The following is a 14,029-nucleotide window of genomic DNA, read 5'->3' on the forward strand; positions in this document are numbered from 1 at the left end:
GGTGCCCCCTTTCTTTTTGGGGGGGGGGGGGGGGGGGGGGCGGCCGGGGGGGGGGGGGGGCCCACCCCCCCCCCCCCCGCGGCCGCGGACGACGGATCAGCCGTCGTTGACGCCCGGCTGCAGGTAGTTCGTGACCTGCCACACGTACCCACCGCCGGAGCGCACGCAGCCGAGAACCGCTTTGCGCTGGACTCCGTTGCCCACGTCCACATAGTCCTGCGCCGTGGCTCCTGGAACCGTGCACTTCTGACCAGGCTGGGCGGCGTTCGCCGACGGCGCCACAAAGGCCAGTACGCCGGTGGTCAATGCGCCGATAGCAAGCGCGGATGCGATGTGTTTCATGGCTTTTCGTTCCTTCGGTCAGATGATCCTTACGTGGATCTGGACGGCGGAGGTGCGAATACCGTTCCATCGAGTGATGCGGATCACTCCAGTGGTCGCTGTGCGTCGGGGCGGCTGGTGCATGTCGGGCAAGTGAGTCGGTCGGTCCAGTCGTGTTGCGTTCGACGGCCCGCTCCATGCCTCGGGTATCTCACATAATGAGAATAGAATTTCATATTTTGGTAGTCGATGTGAAACAGTGAGGACAACGCGTACCGTGGCGTCCTTTTCCGGAGGTTTCATGACGGCGATCACTCCACCCCTGGCCCGGCGTCTCGAGGGCCTGACGAGTTCGGCGATTCGTGATCTGCTGAAGGTAGCCGCGCGCGACGACGTCATCAGCCTGGCCGGTGGCCTGCCCGACGAGCAATTGATGCCGCGAGACCGGATCGCGCAGGCGGCGGAGTCGGCGCTGGCGGACCGCGCGCGACTGCAGTACACCGAATCGGCCGGGTGGGGGCCGCTGCGTGACGTGCTCGCCGCACGGGAGACGCGGCGGCTGGGGCGGCCGGTGCCGCTCGAGGAGGTGTTCGTCACGCACGGTTCGCAGCAGGCGTTGTCGCTGCTCGCCGAGGTTTTGCTGGATCCGGGCGCGCTCGTCGTGGTCGAGGATCCGGCATACGTCGGCGCGTTGCAGGTGTTCCGGGCCGCCGGATCGCGCATCGTGACGGTCCCGCTCGACGCCGAAGGGATGCGGGTCGACGCGCTGGCCGAACTGCTCGGCCGTGGCGAGCGGCCCGCGGTGGTGCACACGGTGAGCAATTTCCACAATCCGCGCGGTGTGACCATGAGCCCGCGACGCCGGCAGGAACTCGCCGAGCTCGCCGACCGGTTCGGATTCTGGGTGATCGAGGACGATCCCTACGGCGAGCTGTGGTTCGACCGGCCGTCGCCGGAGCCGATCGCGACGTATTCACCCAACGTGATCCGGCTGTCGAGCGTGTCGAAGATTCTGGCGCCGACCTTGCGGGTGGGCTGGATGACCGCGCCGAACGCGGTGTGCAGGGGTGTGGAACTGCTGAAGCAGGGCGCGGACCTGTGCGGGTCGGCCCTGACCCAACAGATCGCCGCCGATCTGCTCGCCGATGCGGATTGGCTGACCGGGCAGGTCGAGGAGATCCGGCGGGTCTACGGTGCGCGGGCGCGTGTCCTGGTCGACGAGCTGCGCACCCGCTTCGGTGACCGTCTGGTGAGCACCGATGCGGCGGGCGGCATGTTCGTGTGGGTCGACTTCACCGATGGGACCGACGCCGTGGACTTGTTGCCCCGCGCCATTGATCTCGGCGTCGCCTACGTACCCGGCGAGGCATTCGCGGTGTCCGGCGGCCATCGGAATTCGATGCGTCTGTGCTTCACCACCTCCGACGTGGCGACGCTGCGTGAGGCGATCGAGCGCTTGGCGCGCGCGATAGGTGAATAGATCCGGGGACAACCACTTTCGATTGCCGCCGGATGGTTCGCGCGATTATGTCGCGGACGTGCGAGCGTAGTCGTCGTCTCGCTCGCGCGGGGCGTCGCTTGCCTCGCCCCTGCCGGGTAGGTGTTCGTCGGTGGCAGGTCTACTGTGACGACCGTGCCGCGCGACGCGTCGCGAGGTCGAGGAGCGTGCCCGGTCCGCCCGTCAGTCCACCCAGCCGTACGTGCGCTCGACCGCCTTGTTCCACGCGGCGAAGCGCTCGTCCCGTTCCGCCTCCGGCATGGTCGGGTGCCAAGTTTTGTCGGCGGTCCAGTTGTCGCGGATGTCGTCGGTTCCCGACCAGTAGCCGACGGCGAGCCCGGCCGCGTACGCCGCACCCAGCGCGGTGGTCTCGTTGACCACCGGGCGCACAACGGGCACGTCGAGGACGTCGGACTGGAACTGCATGAGCAGATCGTTGGCGACCATGCCGCCGTCGACCTTCAGCGTGGTCAGCTCCAGGCCGAGCCGCTGGGACTCGGCGTCCGCGCGCATCGCGTCGACCACCTCGCGGGTCTGGAACGCGGTGGATTCCAGCACCGCCCGCGCCAAGTGCGCTTTGGTGACGAAACGCGTGAGCCCGGCGATCACGCCGCGCGCGTCCGGACGCCAGCGGGGGGCGAACAGCCCGGAAAAGGCGGGCACGATGTAGGCGCCGCCGTTGTCGTCGACGCTACGGGCCAGCGGCTCGATCTCGTAGGCGGAGGAGATGATGCCGAGATTGTCGCGGAACCACTGCACCAGCGAACCGGTGACCGCGATGGAGCCCTCCAGGGCGTACACCGCGTCCGCGTCACCCAGGCGATAACACACCGTGGTGAGCAGGCCGTGTTTGCTGAACACCGGCGTGGTTCCAGTGTTCAGCAACATGAAATTGCCGGTGCCGTAGGTGTTCTTGGCCTCGCCGGGTGACAGGCACGCCTGGCCGAAAGTGGCGGCCTGCTGGTCGCCGAGGATGCCCGCGACCGGCACCCCGGCCAGTGGCCCGGAACCGATCGGCGCGTAGACCTCCGAGGAACTGCGCACCTGCGGCAGCATCGACTCCGGCACGCCGAACTCCCGGCAGATCGCCGAATCCCATTGCAACGAGCGCAGATCCAGCAGCATGGTGCGGGAGGCATTGGTCACGTCGGTGATGTGTTCGCCGGTGAGTTTCCACAACACCCAGCTGTCGACGGTGCCGAAGCACAGCTCGCCCGCCTCCGCGCGCTCCCGCACGCCAGGCACGTTGTCCAGGATCCAGCGCAGCTTCGGCCCGGCGAAATAGGTGGACAGCGGCAGGCCGGTGCGCTCCTGGTAGCGGCCCGGTCCCGCGTCGCCGCCCAATTCGGCGCACAGCCGGTCGGTACGGGTGTCCTGCCAGACGATCGCGTTGTACACCGGACGACCGGTCGCGCGGTCCCACACCACGGTCGTCTCACGCTGATTGGTGACGCCGACCGCGGCGATGTCGTCCGCGCCGAGGCCGTTGCGCTCCAGAACGTCACCGAGGACGAATTCGGTATTGCGCCAGATGGTTTCGGGATCATGCTCGACCCAACCCGGCTGCGGGAAGATCTGCTCGTGCTCCCGCTGGGCGACGCCGACGACGCGCCCCTGCCGGTCGAAGACGATGCACCGACTCGAGGTCGTGCCCTGGTCGATGGCGGCCACATAGCGACGCATGCTGGCAGTGTATTTAACCGCGACTTCGTCGCGGCGTGTTCGCGGCCCCTAATGGCTCGCGTTTGCGCGACCGCCGCTTGCTCCTTCGTCGCGTACGCGGCGGCCGCGCACACGCGAGCCGGGCCGCGAACGGTGCATGCTCGGTCTCGCTGCGCTCGAAAGACGTGGTTGCGGTGCGCTGGGCGCGTCGGTGTCGAAGTTCGGCTACCGGTGCACGCGGTTGTAGTGCTGGCTGCGGGTCCGGCGGTCTGTTCCTCCTTTCGTCGCGTACGCGGCGGCCACTCGGACCGGAGCCGGGCGGCGAAGGGTGGATGCTCGGTCTCGCTTCGCGCTGAAGGCGTGGGTGCCGTCGGGGTCGAGGCTTGCTACCCGGTGCGAGCGGTTGGTGGTAGCTCTGGTGTCGGCTCGATCGGTTCGGCGAGTTGTCGGGTACGAGTCGGCTGTGTTGGTCGCGGGCGCATGTGCTCGGCCGGGACTGCCCGGAGGGAAAGGCGTGTTGGCCGTTCGGGCTGTGGCGGGGCGCGTGCGACTCGTGGGTCGGATTCGAGACGTTGTGCATGAGGCCGCAGTAGTTGCCGGTCCGCCGGGGTGTTTTGCCCTGCCTGGGCAGCTGCTCGGTCTCGGTTCGGTCGCAATTGTGCTGGGTCTGATGAGGCGATCCGGTCGTTGCGGCGGCGGGGTTGGTGAGTGCGGGAGTGTGCTGTTGTGTGCCTCACTGGGCGGTGGGGACGGGTCGCCGCTCGGCTAGGGTTGGGATTGTTACCGACGAGTAGGACGGGGCGACACGGGCCGGGGCGCGGGCGGTCGATTCGCGGCGGTTCGCCTAGCCTGGATCTGAACGCTCGATCGGACACATCCGCTGGAGGAGTCGAGCATGGCGAAGAAACCGGAATCGCAGCTTCTCGGGCCGGAGCAGCGCAGTGCGGCCTGGGAGCGCTTCGGCAAAGATCATTTCGATGTGGTCGTCGTCGGTGGGGGCGTGGTCGGGGCCGGTATCGCGTTGGACGCGGCGACCAGGGGCTTACAGGTCGCTTTGGTCGAAGCCCGCGATTTCGCGTCCGGGACGTCCAGCCGGTCGTCGAAGATGTTCCACGGCGGACTGCGCTACCTCGAGCAGTTGGAGTTCGGATTGGTGCGCGAGGCGCTGCGCGAGCGCGAGCTCGCGCTGTCCATGCTGGCGCCGCACCTGGTCAAGCCGCTGCGCTTCCTGTACCCGCTGACCAACCGCGTGTGGGAGCGTCCGTACGTGGCGGCGGGCCTGGTCCTGTACGACACCATGGGCGGGGCGAAATCCGTTCCCGGGCAACGGCATCTCACGCGCGCGGGCGCGTTGCGGCTGGCGCCCGGGTTGCGGCGCGATTCGCTGATCGGCGGTGTCAGCTACTACGACACTGTCGTCGACGACGCACGCCACACCATGATGGTGGCGCGCACGGCCGCGCACTACGGTGCGGTGATCCGCACGTCCACCCAGGTCGTCGGATTCCTGCGGGAAGCCGATCGGGTGGTCGGCGTGAAGGTGCGCGACACCGAGGACGGCCGCGCGGGCGAGGTCCGTGGACATGTGGTGATCAACGCGACCGGCGTGTGGACCGACGAAGTCCAAGCTCTGTCGCATCAGCGCGGCCGGTTCCATGTGCGGGCCTCCAAAGGCGTGCACATCGTGGTCCCACGCGACCGGATCGTGAGCGACACCGCGATCATCCTGCGCACCGCGACATCGGTGCTGTTCGTCATCCCCTGGGGCGCGCATTGGATCATCGGCACCACCGACACCGAGTGGAATCTCGACCTCGCGCATCCGGCCGCGACCAAGGCCGATATCGACTATCTGCTGGAACGGGTGAACCAAGTACTGGTTCAGCCACTCACGCCGGACGACATCGACGGCGTGTACGCGGGCCTTCGCCCGTTGCTGGCCGGGGAGAGCGACGAGACCTCCAAGCTCTCACGTGAACACGCCGTCGCCCGGGTCGCACCCGGTCTGGTCGGCATCGCGGGTGGCAAGTACACCACCTATCGTGTGATGGCTCTCGACGCGGTGGACGAAGCGGCGCAGGACATACCGGCCCGGGTCTCACCATCGATCACGGCGAAGGTGCCGCTGCTCGGCGCCGACGGCTATTTCGCGCTGGTCAACCAGACGGTGCAGCTGGCCGAGACCTACGGGGTGCATCCGTACCGGATCAAGCACCTGCTGGATCGGTACGGCTCGCTGATCGCCGATGTCATGGCCTTCGCCGAGGACCAACCCGAACTGCTGCAACCGATCACGGACGCGCCGTCCTATCTCCAGGTGGAGGCGGTCTACGCGGCGGCGGCCGAGGGCGCCCTGCATCTCGACGACATCCTGGCCCGGCGGACCCGGATCTCGATCGAGTACCCGCACCGCGGAGCCAATTGCGCGGAGCAGGTGGCCCGGCTGGTCGCGCCCGTCCTGGGCTGGGACGACGAGGAGATCGACCGGGAGGTACGCACCTATCAGGCGCGGGTCGAGGCGGAGATCCAATCGCAGACCCAACCGGACGACGCCTCCGCCGACGCCCTGCGGATCGCCGCGCCCGAGCCGCGCCCGCAGATCCTGGAGCCGGTGCCGTCGGAGGGCTGAGTGTGGTCAGTCGGGCGCTTCCATCGCCATGGCCCAGCCGACCAGCGAGCGCAGGTAGCGCAGCACCAGTTCGTCCGGATACGCGCTCGGGTCGGTGAGGTGCAGCCGGGCCAGTTCCTCCATGGCGGCCAACAGGATTCGCTCTGTCGGACCATTCGGATCCACCGTGACCCCGAGGTATCTGGACAGATGACGCGCGCCGATCGCCCGCGCGTAAGCGCGACCGAGCGCGAGTCGCTCGCGCAGCTCCGGCGGCCCGCCGTCGAACGGGCTGAGCATGATCCGCCAACTGGTCGGCGCGGCGTGCAGGTAGGCGAGGATGCCGCGACCGACCCGGTCCACGTCACCGTGGTCCCAGTCCACGCTGCGCACACCGGCGAAGGCGATGGCCGACTCGCGGTCCAGCAGCGCCGACGTCAGCCCGGACAGGTCGGTGAACTGCTGGTACACCAGCGCGCGGGCGACCCGCGCTTCGCGGGCCACCCGGTCGATGCTCACCGCGCCGAAGCCTTCGGTGGCGACGATGTCGCGCGCCACGTTCAGCAGCTGGGTACGGCGGTCGGCGGCGGACATCCGGCGCTTCGGCCGCGCCTCGCTGGTACCGCGCTCGGCCGTGGAGCGGTCGGTGGTCACGCCGTCGAAGGTAGCTCGAGCAGCAGCTCGACCGCCCGCGCCGCGCTCTGCGCCGCGCTTTCCATCGTCGCCGACCAGTCGGTGGCGGTCCAGTCACCCGCGAGGGTCAAAGTGGGCACCGAGGTGCGCTGGCTCGGGCGCAACGCGTGGTTGCCGACGACTTGGGAGAAGGTGGCTTTCGGCATGCGGACGACTTGGGCCTGTACCACGTTCGCCGCTCGCGCCGCCGGATAGTAGCGGCGCAGCAGCGCCATCTGCTCGGCGACGATCTCGTCGCCGGACTTGTGGATCTGTTCGTAGGCGCCACTGGTGGTCAGGCAGTACAGCCAGGCCTTCGCGGTACTGCGCCCGGTCATCCGCTGGCGATCGAAGACCTCGTCGATGACGCCGGTGCCGCCGATCAGCGCCTCGAACTCGGCCGTGGTCCCCAGTGGGCGATCGAGATAGAGGTTGGTGCTGACGATCGGCGTGTAGCCGAGTTTGTCGGCCGCCGCGTAGATCTCGGCGTGCTCGGGTAGATCGTCGAGCAGGCCGCCGATGTTCGAATTGGGCACGGCGCACACCACCGCGTCGGCCGGGATCGTGCTGCCGTCCGCCAACGCGACGCCGCTGACCTTCCCGTCCACGATGTGGATCCGGCGCGCCACGGCTCGGTAGCGCACCTGCGCGCCGTGCTTCTCGAAGACACGCAACGCCCCGGTGACATACAACGTGTCCAGGTCGGTGGTCGGATAACCGATGCCGACGGCTTGCCGGTGCCGCAGGCCCAGCCGGATGCCCGTGGCCATCACATCGGCGAACACCTTCGCCGACTCCCGCTGCACCGGTTCCGCCGCGATGCCGAGCGCTAGCCAATCCCACAGTGCTTCCCGGGCTTTGGCGGGCATGCCGACCCGGTCGAACCATTGCTCGGTGGTGAGGCCGGGCAGGTCGGCGGGCTGACGCAGGCACTGCCAGCCGAGCCGGACCGTGGCGATCGTCGCGCGCACGCGCTCCAGCGGGTTCGCATCGGGATGCGCGCCGGACAGCGTGCGCAGCGCGGCGATTCCTTTGGTGCGCATGGTGACGCTGCGGCCGTCGGGCCAGCGCAGTGTGCCGCCATGCGGGAAAGCGACGTACTGCCGTGTGCCGACGCTGGTCAGATAGCGGAACAGGTGGTCGTATCCGCTGGCGATCACGTGCTGGCCGTTGTCCGGTGGATCGTCCACGGCCTCGGCGCGCATGGCGTGGGTGCGTCCGCCGAGCCTGCCTCTGCGTTCGAGCAGGGTGACCTGCTTGCCCGCTTCCGCCAGCCAGACCGCCGAGGCGAGCCCGGCCAGGCCGCCCCCGATCACCACGTATCGCCGTCGGTCGCCCATGCTGCCTCCCGCCATAACTGACAAATTGTAAGTTAGGTGGGCGGGAAGTGCTCGTCAAGAGTTGTCGGCCGATATCGGCTGTAAGACAGCGAATTACCGCGCGGCGTGGCGGATCGCCTGCCGGAAACCGGGACTCGCGGCATCGGATCAATCGGCCGGGATGGGCTGACATCGAGGGCAGAAGAAGATGCCCCGCTCTCGCTGCACCACGCGGTCGTGATCCGGTGCGGTGTCACCGAGTAGGTCGGCGGCGAGTGGGGTGCCGCAGCGCTGGCACGGACGGTGTGTTCGGCCGTAGGCCAGAGCGCGCCGCGGCGGCTTGGCCACCGATTCGGCGAGGATGCGGTGTGCTTCGTTGACCATGGCCAACAGGTCCGGGACGTCGCGGACCCTGGTCGCGGGGTGGACGCGGCGCAGGAAACACACCTCGCTGCGGAAGATGTTCCCGATACCGGCGAGATTGCGCTGATCCAGCAGCGCGACGCCGATGGGTTGATCCGGATACCGCGCCAATCGCCGGACGGCTTCCGCCGCATCCCAATCCGGGCCCAGCAGATCGGGTCCGAGATGGTCGACGATGCGGTGCTCGTCGCTCACCCGCACGACCTCGACGGTGCCCAAGGAGAACCCGACTGCTTCGACGTCCGCGGTGCTCAACACGACTCGTGCGGCGACGCGCGGTTTCGTCCAGCGCTGTCCGCAGTGGAACACGCGCCAGCTGCCCTCCATCTTCAAGTGGGTGTGAACGCTCACGGTGGGCGTGCGGATGAACAGATGTTTCCCGTAACTGCCGACGCTTTCGATCACCTGTCCGCGCAGATCCACCGTCGCGTATCGCGGTACGCGGAAGTCGCTGCGCGTCAGTTCTTTGCCCGCCAGCGCGGTGCGAAGCCGTTTCGCGGCGAGAAAGACGGTGTCCCCTTCAGGCATACGACAGCTCCGCCGAGTCGGCGCGGAATCGCGGGCTCACGGGCGGCTCCGGAGGCGCAGGCCGCGTGGGGTGGCGGAGAAGCCGGCTTCGGTGAGGAACCCGGCGAACGTGTTGCCATGCACGGTGTCTCCGTTGACCCGGTCGATGACCAGCGAGTCCACCCGGCGGCGGTGGACCAGGTCGGCGAGCGCCGCGGCGGCGGCGCGGCGGGCGTCGGGGTCCTCGGTGAAGGTGAGCAGGGTCTTGCCGCCCCGCTCCAGATACAGCACCAGTTCACCGTCGACGAGCACGACGAGCGCTCCGGCTTTACGTCCGGGGCGATGCCCGCCCTCCACGTCGCTCTTCGGCCAGGCCAGAGCGGCGCCGTATGGGTTCGCCGGATCGGACGCGGCCAGTGCCAGTACCGTGCCGGTGGGCTCCCTGGACTCGGGACGGGCCCGCTCCGGGTCGAAGGAGCGCAGCCGGTCCACCACGTCGGTGGTGGAGAACTGCGCGCCGCCCAGCGAATCGACGAAATAACCGCGGCGGCAGCGTCCTCGGTCCTCGAACTCGGTGAGCACCCGGTACATCAGCGCGAACCCGCCCGGCACGCCCTCGTTCTGCACCGAGCCCCTGGTCAGCACGCCGTACCGCTCCAGGAGCAGATCCGCGGTCGCGTGGGCGCGCAGCGTGTTGTCCGAGACTCGCTCCGGGAGCAAAGACCATCTCCCGGCGACCGAGGGCGGGCCGGAACGGGTGGGCATGCTCGGCCGGGGCAGGTAGGCCCGTCCTCGCGGGGCGCGGCGGGGCGTGCGGTGGGCCGTCGTGGTCCGGGCCGTGCCGGACAGCAACGCCCGTACCGGCGCGAACGTGTCACCGGAAACCATTCCGGCCCAGACCAATTCCCACAATGCGGCGGCCGCGGCAGTGTCGTCGAGCAGGCCGGTGGCGTCCGAGAGTTGCCGGAAAAAGTACGCGCCGCCGCCCTGCGGCACGGGTATCAGTCGTTCCGCGGGAGCGCCGGAAATCGAATGCCCCGCGTCGGCCACGTCTTCCGAGCCGACTGGTGATCGTCGGCCACGTCGGCCGTTGTCCGACTCGTTCGGTGTGGCGCCACCGGCCGTCTCGGCGGATCGCCGGCGCGCGCCGCGACCGTCGGACGCACTGCCGGTCGGCGGAACCGGCTCGTCCAACGGCACGGGCGGTCGATCCGGCACGGTTTCCGCGGGGCCGGGTGGCGTCCATGGCACGAAGGTCGCGCCGAGCGCGGCGAGCAGACGCAACTGGACATCGGTGAGATCGACCTCGTCCGGCGGTGCGAGGGTGAACGGCGCCTGCTCGGCCGGATGCAGGGCGATCCAGCCGTCCTTGGCGGTGATGGCGCCGTGCCCTGACCAGATCACCTCACCCGTCGCCATGAGCTCGTCGAGCATGGCCGGGGTGTAATCACGCACCCGCGCGGGCAGGACGAGCGATTCCCAGGCGGACGCCGGGATCGGCACGCCCGCGAGCTGTTCCACGACGGCCGCCACGCCGTCGACGCCGCGCAATTCGCCGCTGCCGACGTGCTGCCAGGACGGGAGAAAGCGCCCGAACGCGGCAGTCGAGACCGGCTCGACCTCGTGCCTGGCGGCGGCGAGCGATCTGCGGCGCAGCCGGCGCAGCACCTGCGCGTCGCACCACTCCGCCCCGGCGGCTCCGGGCGTGAACTCCCCCTCGACCACCCTTTTTTCGATGCCGAGCCGGTGTAGTGCGGTGGCGGCGACCGCGGTGCCGAGCCCGAACCGGGCCGCCACCGCCTCCGTGCCGAACGGGCCGTGCGTGCGGGCGTAGCGGCCGACCAGATCGCCGAGCGGATCGGCCACCGGCTCGATGAACGCCGATGGCGTGCCGATCGGCAGCGGAACCCCGAGCGCGTCGCGCAGCCGGGCCGCGTCCTCCACCGCGATCCACCAGCTGCGCCCCGCGAACGAGACCTCCAGCGCACGGCGTGCGGACACGAGGCTCTCGAACCAGGCGACGGGATCCTCGTCGGAGCGCTCGGCGGCTTCGGCGGCGGTGAGCGGCCCGAGCAGCCGCAGCAGATCCGCCAAGCCCTCGGCGTCGCGCGCGTGCCGCTCCGGAGTGAGCCGCTGCAGTTCTCGCTCGGTTTGCTCGATGACCGCGGCGTCGAGCAGTTCGCGCAGCTCGACCCGGCCGAGCAACTCGGCGAGCAGACCGGAATCGAGCGAGAGCGCGGCGGCGCGCCGCTCGGCCAGCGGGCTGTCGCCGTCGTACATGAACTGCCCGATGTAGTCGAACAGCAGGGCGTTGGCGAACGGTGACGGCGTCGCGGTCTCCACCTCGACCAGCCGTATCCGGCGCCGCCCCACCTGTCCGAGCAGGTCGCGCAGCGACGGCAGGTCGTAGACGTCGCGCAGGCATTCGCGCACCGTCTCCAACAGGATCGGGAATTCGGGGAACTTGCGCGCGACGTCCAGCAACTGGGCCGAGCGCTGCCGCTGCTGCCACAGCGGCGCTCGCTTGCCCGGGTCGCGGCGCGGCAGCAACAATGCGCGGGCGGCGCATTCGCGGAACCTCGAGGCGAACAGCGCCGAGCCGCCCACCTGCTCGGTGACGATGTCATCGATCTCGTCGGACTCGAAGACGAACAGTTCGGCGCCGGGCGGATCGTCGGTGGTATCGGGCAGCCGCACGACGATGCCGTCGTCGGAGGCGTTCGGCGCGGCGTCCACACCGAACCGTTCGCGCAGCCGCGCCCCGATGGCCAGCGCCCAGGGGGCGTGGACCGGAAGACCGTAGGGGGAGTGCAGCACCAGCCGCCAGTCGCCTAGTTCGTCGCGGAACCGCTCCACCACCAGCGTGCGGTCGGTGGGCAGATGTCCGGTCGCGGTGCGCTGTTCGTCCAAGAGTGTGAGCAGGTTGGCGGTCGCGTTGTCGTCGAGACCGGCGGAAAGCATGATATCCGCGACGCGCTCCGGTACCGCGGGCGTGCGACCCGTGCCGTTGGGTATCGAATCCGCCTGCACGCGAGTCTGTTTCGACGCCTTCGGAGGTGTTCCGGCATCGCGCCGTGCGGTCTTCCCGGTACCCGTGGACGCCTCGGCGGCGAGGTCCTGTGCGACCGTGCGCACGAATTCACCGAGCGCAGCGCCGAGTTCGGCGGGCCGACCGAGCCCGTCGCCGTGCCAGAACGGCAACCGCCCCGGCTGTCCGAACGCGGGCGTGACCAGCACCCGATCGAAGGTGATCTCCTCGATCCGCCAGCTCGTCGCCCCGAGCGCGAACACGTCGCCGACCCGGGACTCGTAGACCATCTCCTCGTCGAGTTCCCCCACCCGGGAGGCCTTCTCGCCCACCATGTACACCGCGAACATGCCGCGATCGGGGATCGCTCCGCCCGAGGTCACGGCCAGCCGTTGCGCGCCGGGCCGCCCGGTGAGCGTGCCCGCGTCGCGATCCCAGACCAGCCGGGGACGCAGTTCGGCGAACTCGTCGGACGGATACCGCCCCGAGAGCAGGTCCAGCACCGATTCGTAGGCCGAGCGCGGCAGCGACGCGTAGCTGCCGGTGCCGCGCACGACGTCGAACCACGCGTCGACGTCGATCGGGTCCAGCGCGCACGCGGCGACGGTCTGTTGCGCGAGGATGTCCAACGGATGCGCCGGGATCTGGATCGCCTCGATCTGTCCGGCCGTCATCCGCCGCGACGCCACCGCGCAATGGATGACGTCGGTGCGATGCTTGGGGAAGATCACCCCGCGGGAGATCTCGCCGACCTGGTGCCCGGCCCGCCCGATCCGCTGCAATCCGCTGGCCACCGAGGGCGGTGCCTCCACCTGGACCACCAGGTCGACCGCGCCCATGTCGATGCCGAGTTCCAGGCTGCTGGTCGCGACGACGCAGCGCAGCCGCCCGCTCTTGAGATCGTCTTCGATCAGCGCTCGCTGCTCCTTGCTGACCGAACCGTGGTGCGCGCGCGCCAGCAGGGGCCCCGCGCCGTGGATCACCTCGGTGGACGGGCCGAGCTGGGCGGGCGGCTTGTGCTCGGTCTCCACCGGCTCGCCCAGCCGCGCCGCGTAGGCCTCGTTCAGCCGGGCGGTGAGCCGCTCGGCCAGCCTGCGGGAGTTCGCGAACACGATCGAGGACCGGTGCTCCAGCACGAGTTCGACGATCGCCTCGTCCACGTGGGGCCAGATCGATCCAGGCTGGTCGGAGTCGCCGGGCTCGGTCATGTCCGCCACCGGCACGCGCACCGACAGGTCGAACGTCTTGGGCGCGGGCGGCGCGACCAGGGTGATCGGCGCGTTGCCGACCAGGAACCGGCCGACTTCCTCCGGCGGCCGGACGGTCGCCGACAGCCCGATGCGCTGGGCGGGCCGCTCGGTCAGCAGATCCAGCCGGGCCAGCGACAGCGCCAGGTGCGAACCGCGCTTGGAACCGGCGATCGCGTGCACCTCGTCAACGATCACCGTGCGCACGTCCCGCAGCGTCTCGCTGGCCGCCGAGGTGAGCATGAGGAACAGCGACTCCGGCGTGGTGATCAGGATGTCCGGCGGGGTGCGCAGCATGGACCGCCGATCGGACGCGCTGGTGTCGCCGGAACGGACCCCGACGGTGATCTCCGGCGGCTCCAGTCCCAGGCGTTTCGCCGTCTGCGTGACGCCGACCAGCGGCGCTCGCAGATTGCGTTCCACGTCCACCGCCAGCGCCTTCAGCGGGGACACGTACAGCACGGAAGTGCCCGCCCGCTCCGGCCGACGTTCCCGGCCGGCCAGCTGGTCTATCGCCCACAGGAACGCCGAGAGCGTCTTGCCGGATCCGGTGGGCGCGACGACCAGAGTGTGCTCGCCCGCCGCGATCGCCTTCCACGCCCCCAGCTGAGCGGAGGTCGGCGCGGGGAACGCGCCGTCGAACCACTCCTGGGTCGCGCGGGAGAACTGGGCCATGGATTCAAGTGTGCACCGGCCCACCGACAAGCACGCCCGTACCGTTTCGCGAGCGAAGCGGGAGCAATC

The 14,029-nt window shown here is 69.6% G+C and carries 8 protein-coding genes; 2 read left to right on the forward strand and 6 right to left on the reverse strand.

Annotated features, from left to right (window positions below; genetic code table 11):
- Nucleotides 1–96: 96 nt before the first annotated feature.
- A complete protein-coding gene (locus ACFV2O_RS14110) occupies nt 97–342 on the reverse strand; it encodes a hypothetical protein (protein WP_355081363.1) in 246 nt (81 codons plus the stop codon).
- Between the two features lie 280 nt (nt 343–622).
- On the opposite strand from ACFV2O_RS14110, the gene ACFV2O_RS14115 reads away from it, so the two are divergent.
- Nucleotides 623–1,801, forward strand: coding sequence for a PLP-dependent aminotransferase family protein (locus tag ACFV2O_RS14115; RefSeq protein ID WP_379252090.1), 1,179 nt, complete (start codon nt 623–625; stop codon nt 1,799–1,801).
- Nucleotides 1,802–2,002: 201 nt separating this feature from the next.
- On the opposite strand, the gene glpK is transcribed toward ACFV2O_RS14115, so the two are convergent.
- Nucleotides 2,003–3,502 carry a glycerol kinase GlpK gene (glpK, locus tag ACFV2O_RS14120; RefSeq protein WP_379252091.1) on the reverse strand — a complete coding sequence of 500 codons (1,500 nt, stop codon included), beginning with the start codon at nt 3,500–3,502 and terminating at the stop codon, nt 2,003–2,005.
- 874 nt (nt 3,503–4,376) lie between these two features.
- On the opposite strand from glpK, the gene ACFV2O_RS14125 reads away from it, so the two are divergent.
- Nucleotides 4,377–6,110 (forward strand): glycerol-3-phosphate dehydrogenase/oxidase, encoded by a 1,734-nt coding sequence (locus ACFV2O_RS14125; protein WP_364433314.1) that lies wholly within the window; start codon nt 4,377–4,379, stop codon nt 6,108–6,110.
- Between the two features lie 6 nt (nt 6,111–6,116).
- Here the strand turns inward: ACFV2O_RS14125 and ACFV2O_RS14130 are convergent, their stop codons facing one another.
- The 4 genes from ACFV2O_RS14130 to ACFV2O_RS14145 form a co-directional block, all read right to left on the reverse strand.
- A complete protein-coding gene (locus ACFV2O_RS14130; RefSeq protein ID WP_379252183.1) occupies nt 6,117–6,683 on the reverse strand; it encodes a TetR/AcrR family transcriptional regulator in 567 nt (188 codons plus the stop codon).
- A gap of 56 nt (nt 6,684–6,739) precedes the next feature.
- Nucleotides 6,740–8,101 carry a hydroxysqualene dehydroxylase HpnE gene (gene hpnE / locus ACFV2O_RS14135; protein ID WP_379252092.1) on the reverse strand — a complete coding sequence of 454 codons (1,362 nt, stop codon included), beginning with the start codon at nt 8,099–8,101 and terminating at the stop codon, nt 6,740–6,742.
- Between the two features lie 147 nt (nt 8,102–8,248).
- Nucleotides 8,249–9,031 (reverse strand): DNA-formamidopyrimidine glycosylase family protein, encoded by a 783-nt coding sequence (locus ACFV2O_RS14140; protein ID WP_379252093.1) that lies wholly within the window; start codon nt 9,029–9,031, stop codon nt 8,249–8,251.
- 36 nt (nt 9,032–9,067) lie between these two features.
- Entirely contained in the window at nt 9,068–13,960 is a 4,893-nt protein-coding gene (locus tag ACFV2O_RS14145) for an ATP-dependent helicase (RefSeq protein WP_379252094.1), read from the reverse strand.
- Nucleotides 13,961–14,029: the final 69 nt, after the last annotated feature.

The organism is Nocardia sp. NPDC059691 (genome assembly GCF_042733915.1).
Lineage (GTDB): Bacteria > Actinomycetota > Actinomycetes > Mycobacteriales > Mycobacteriaceae > Nocardia > Nocardia sichangensis.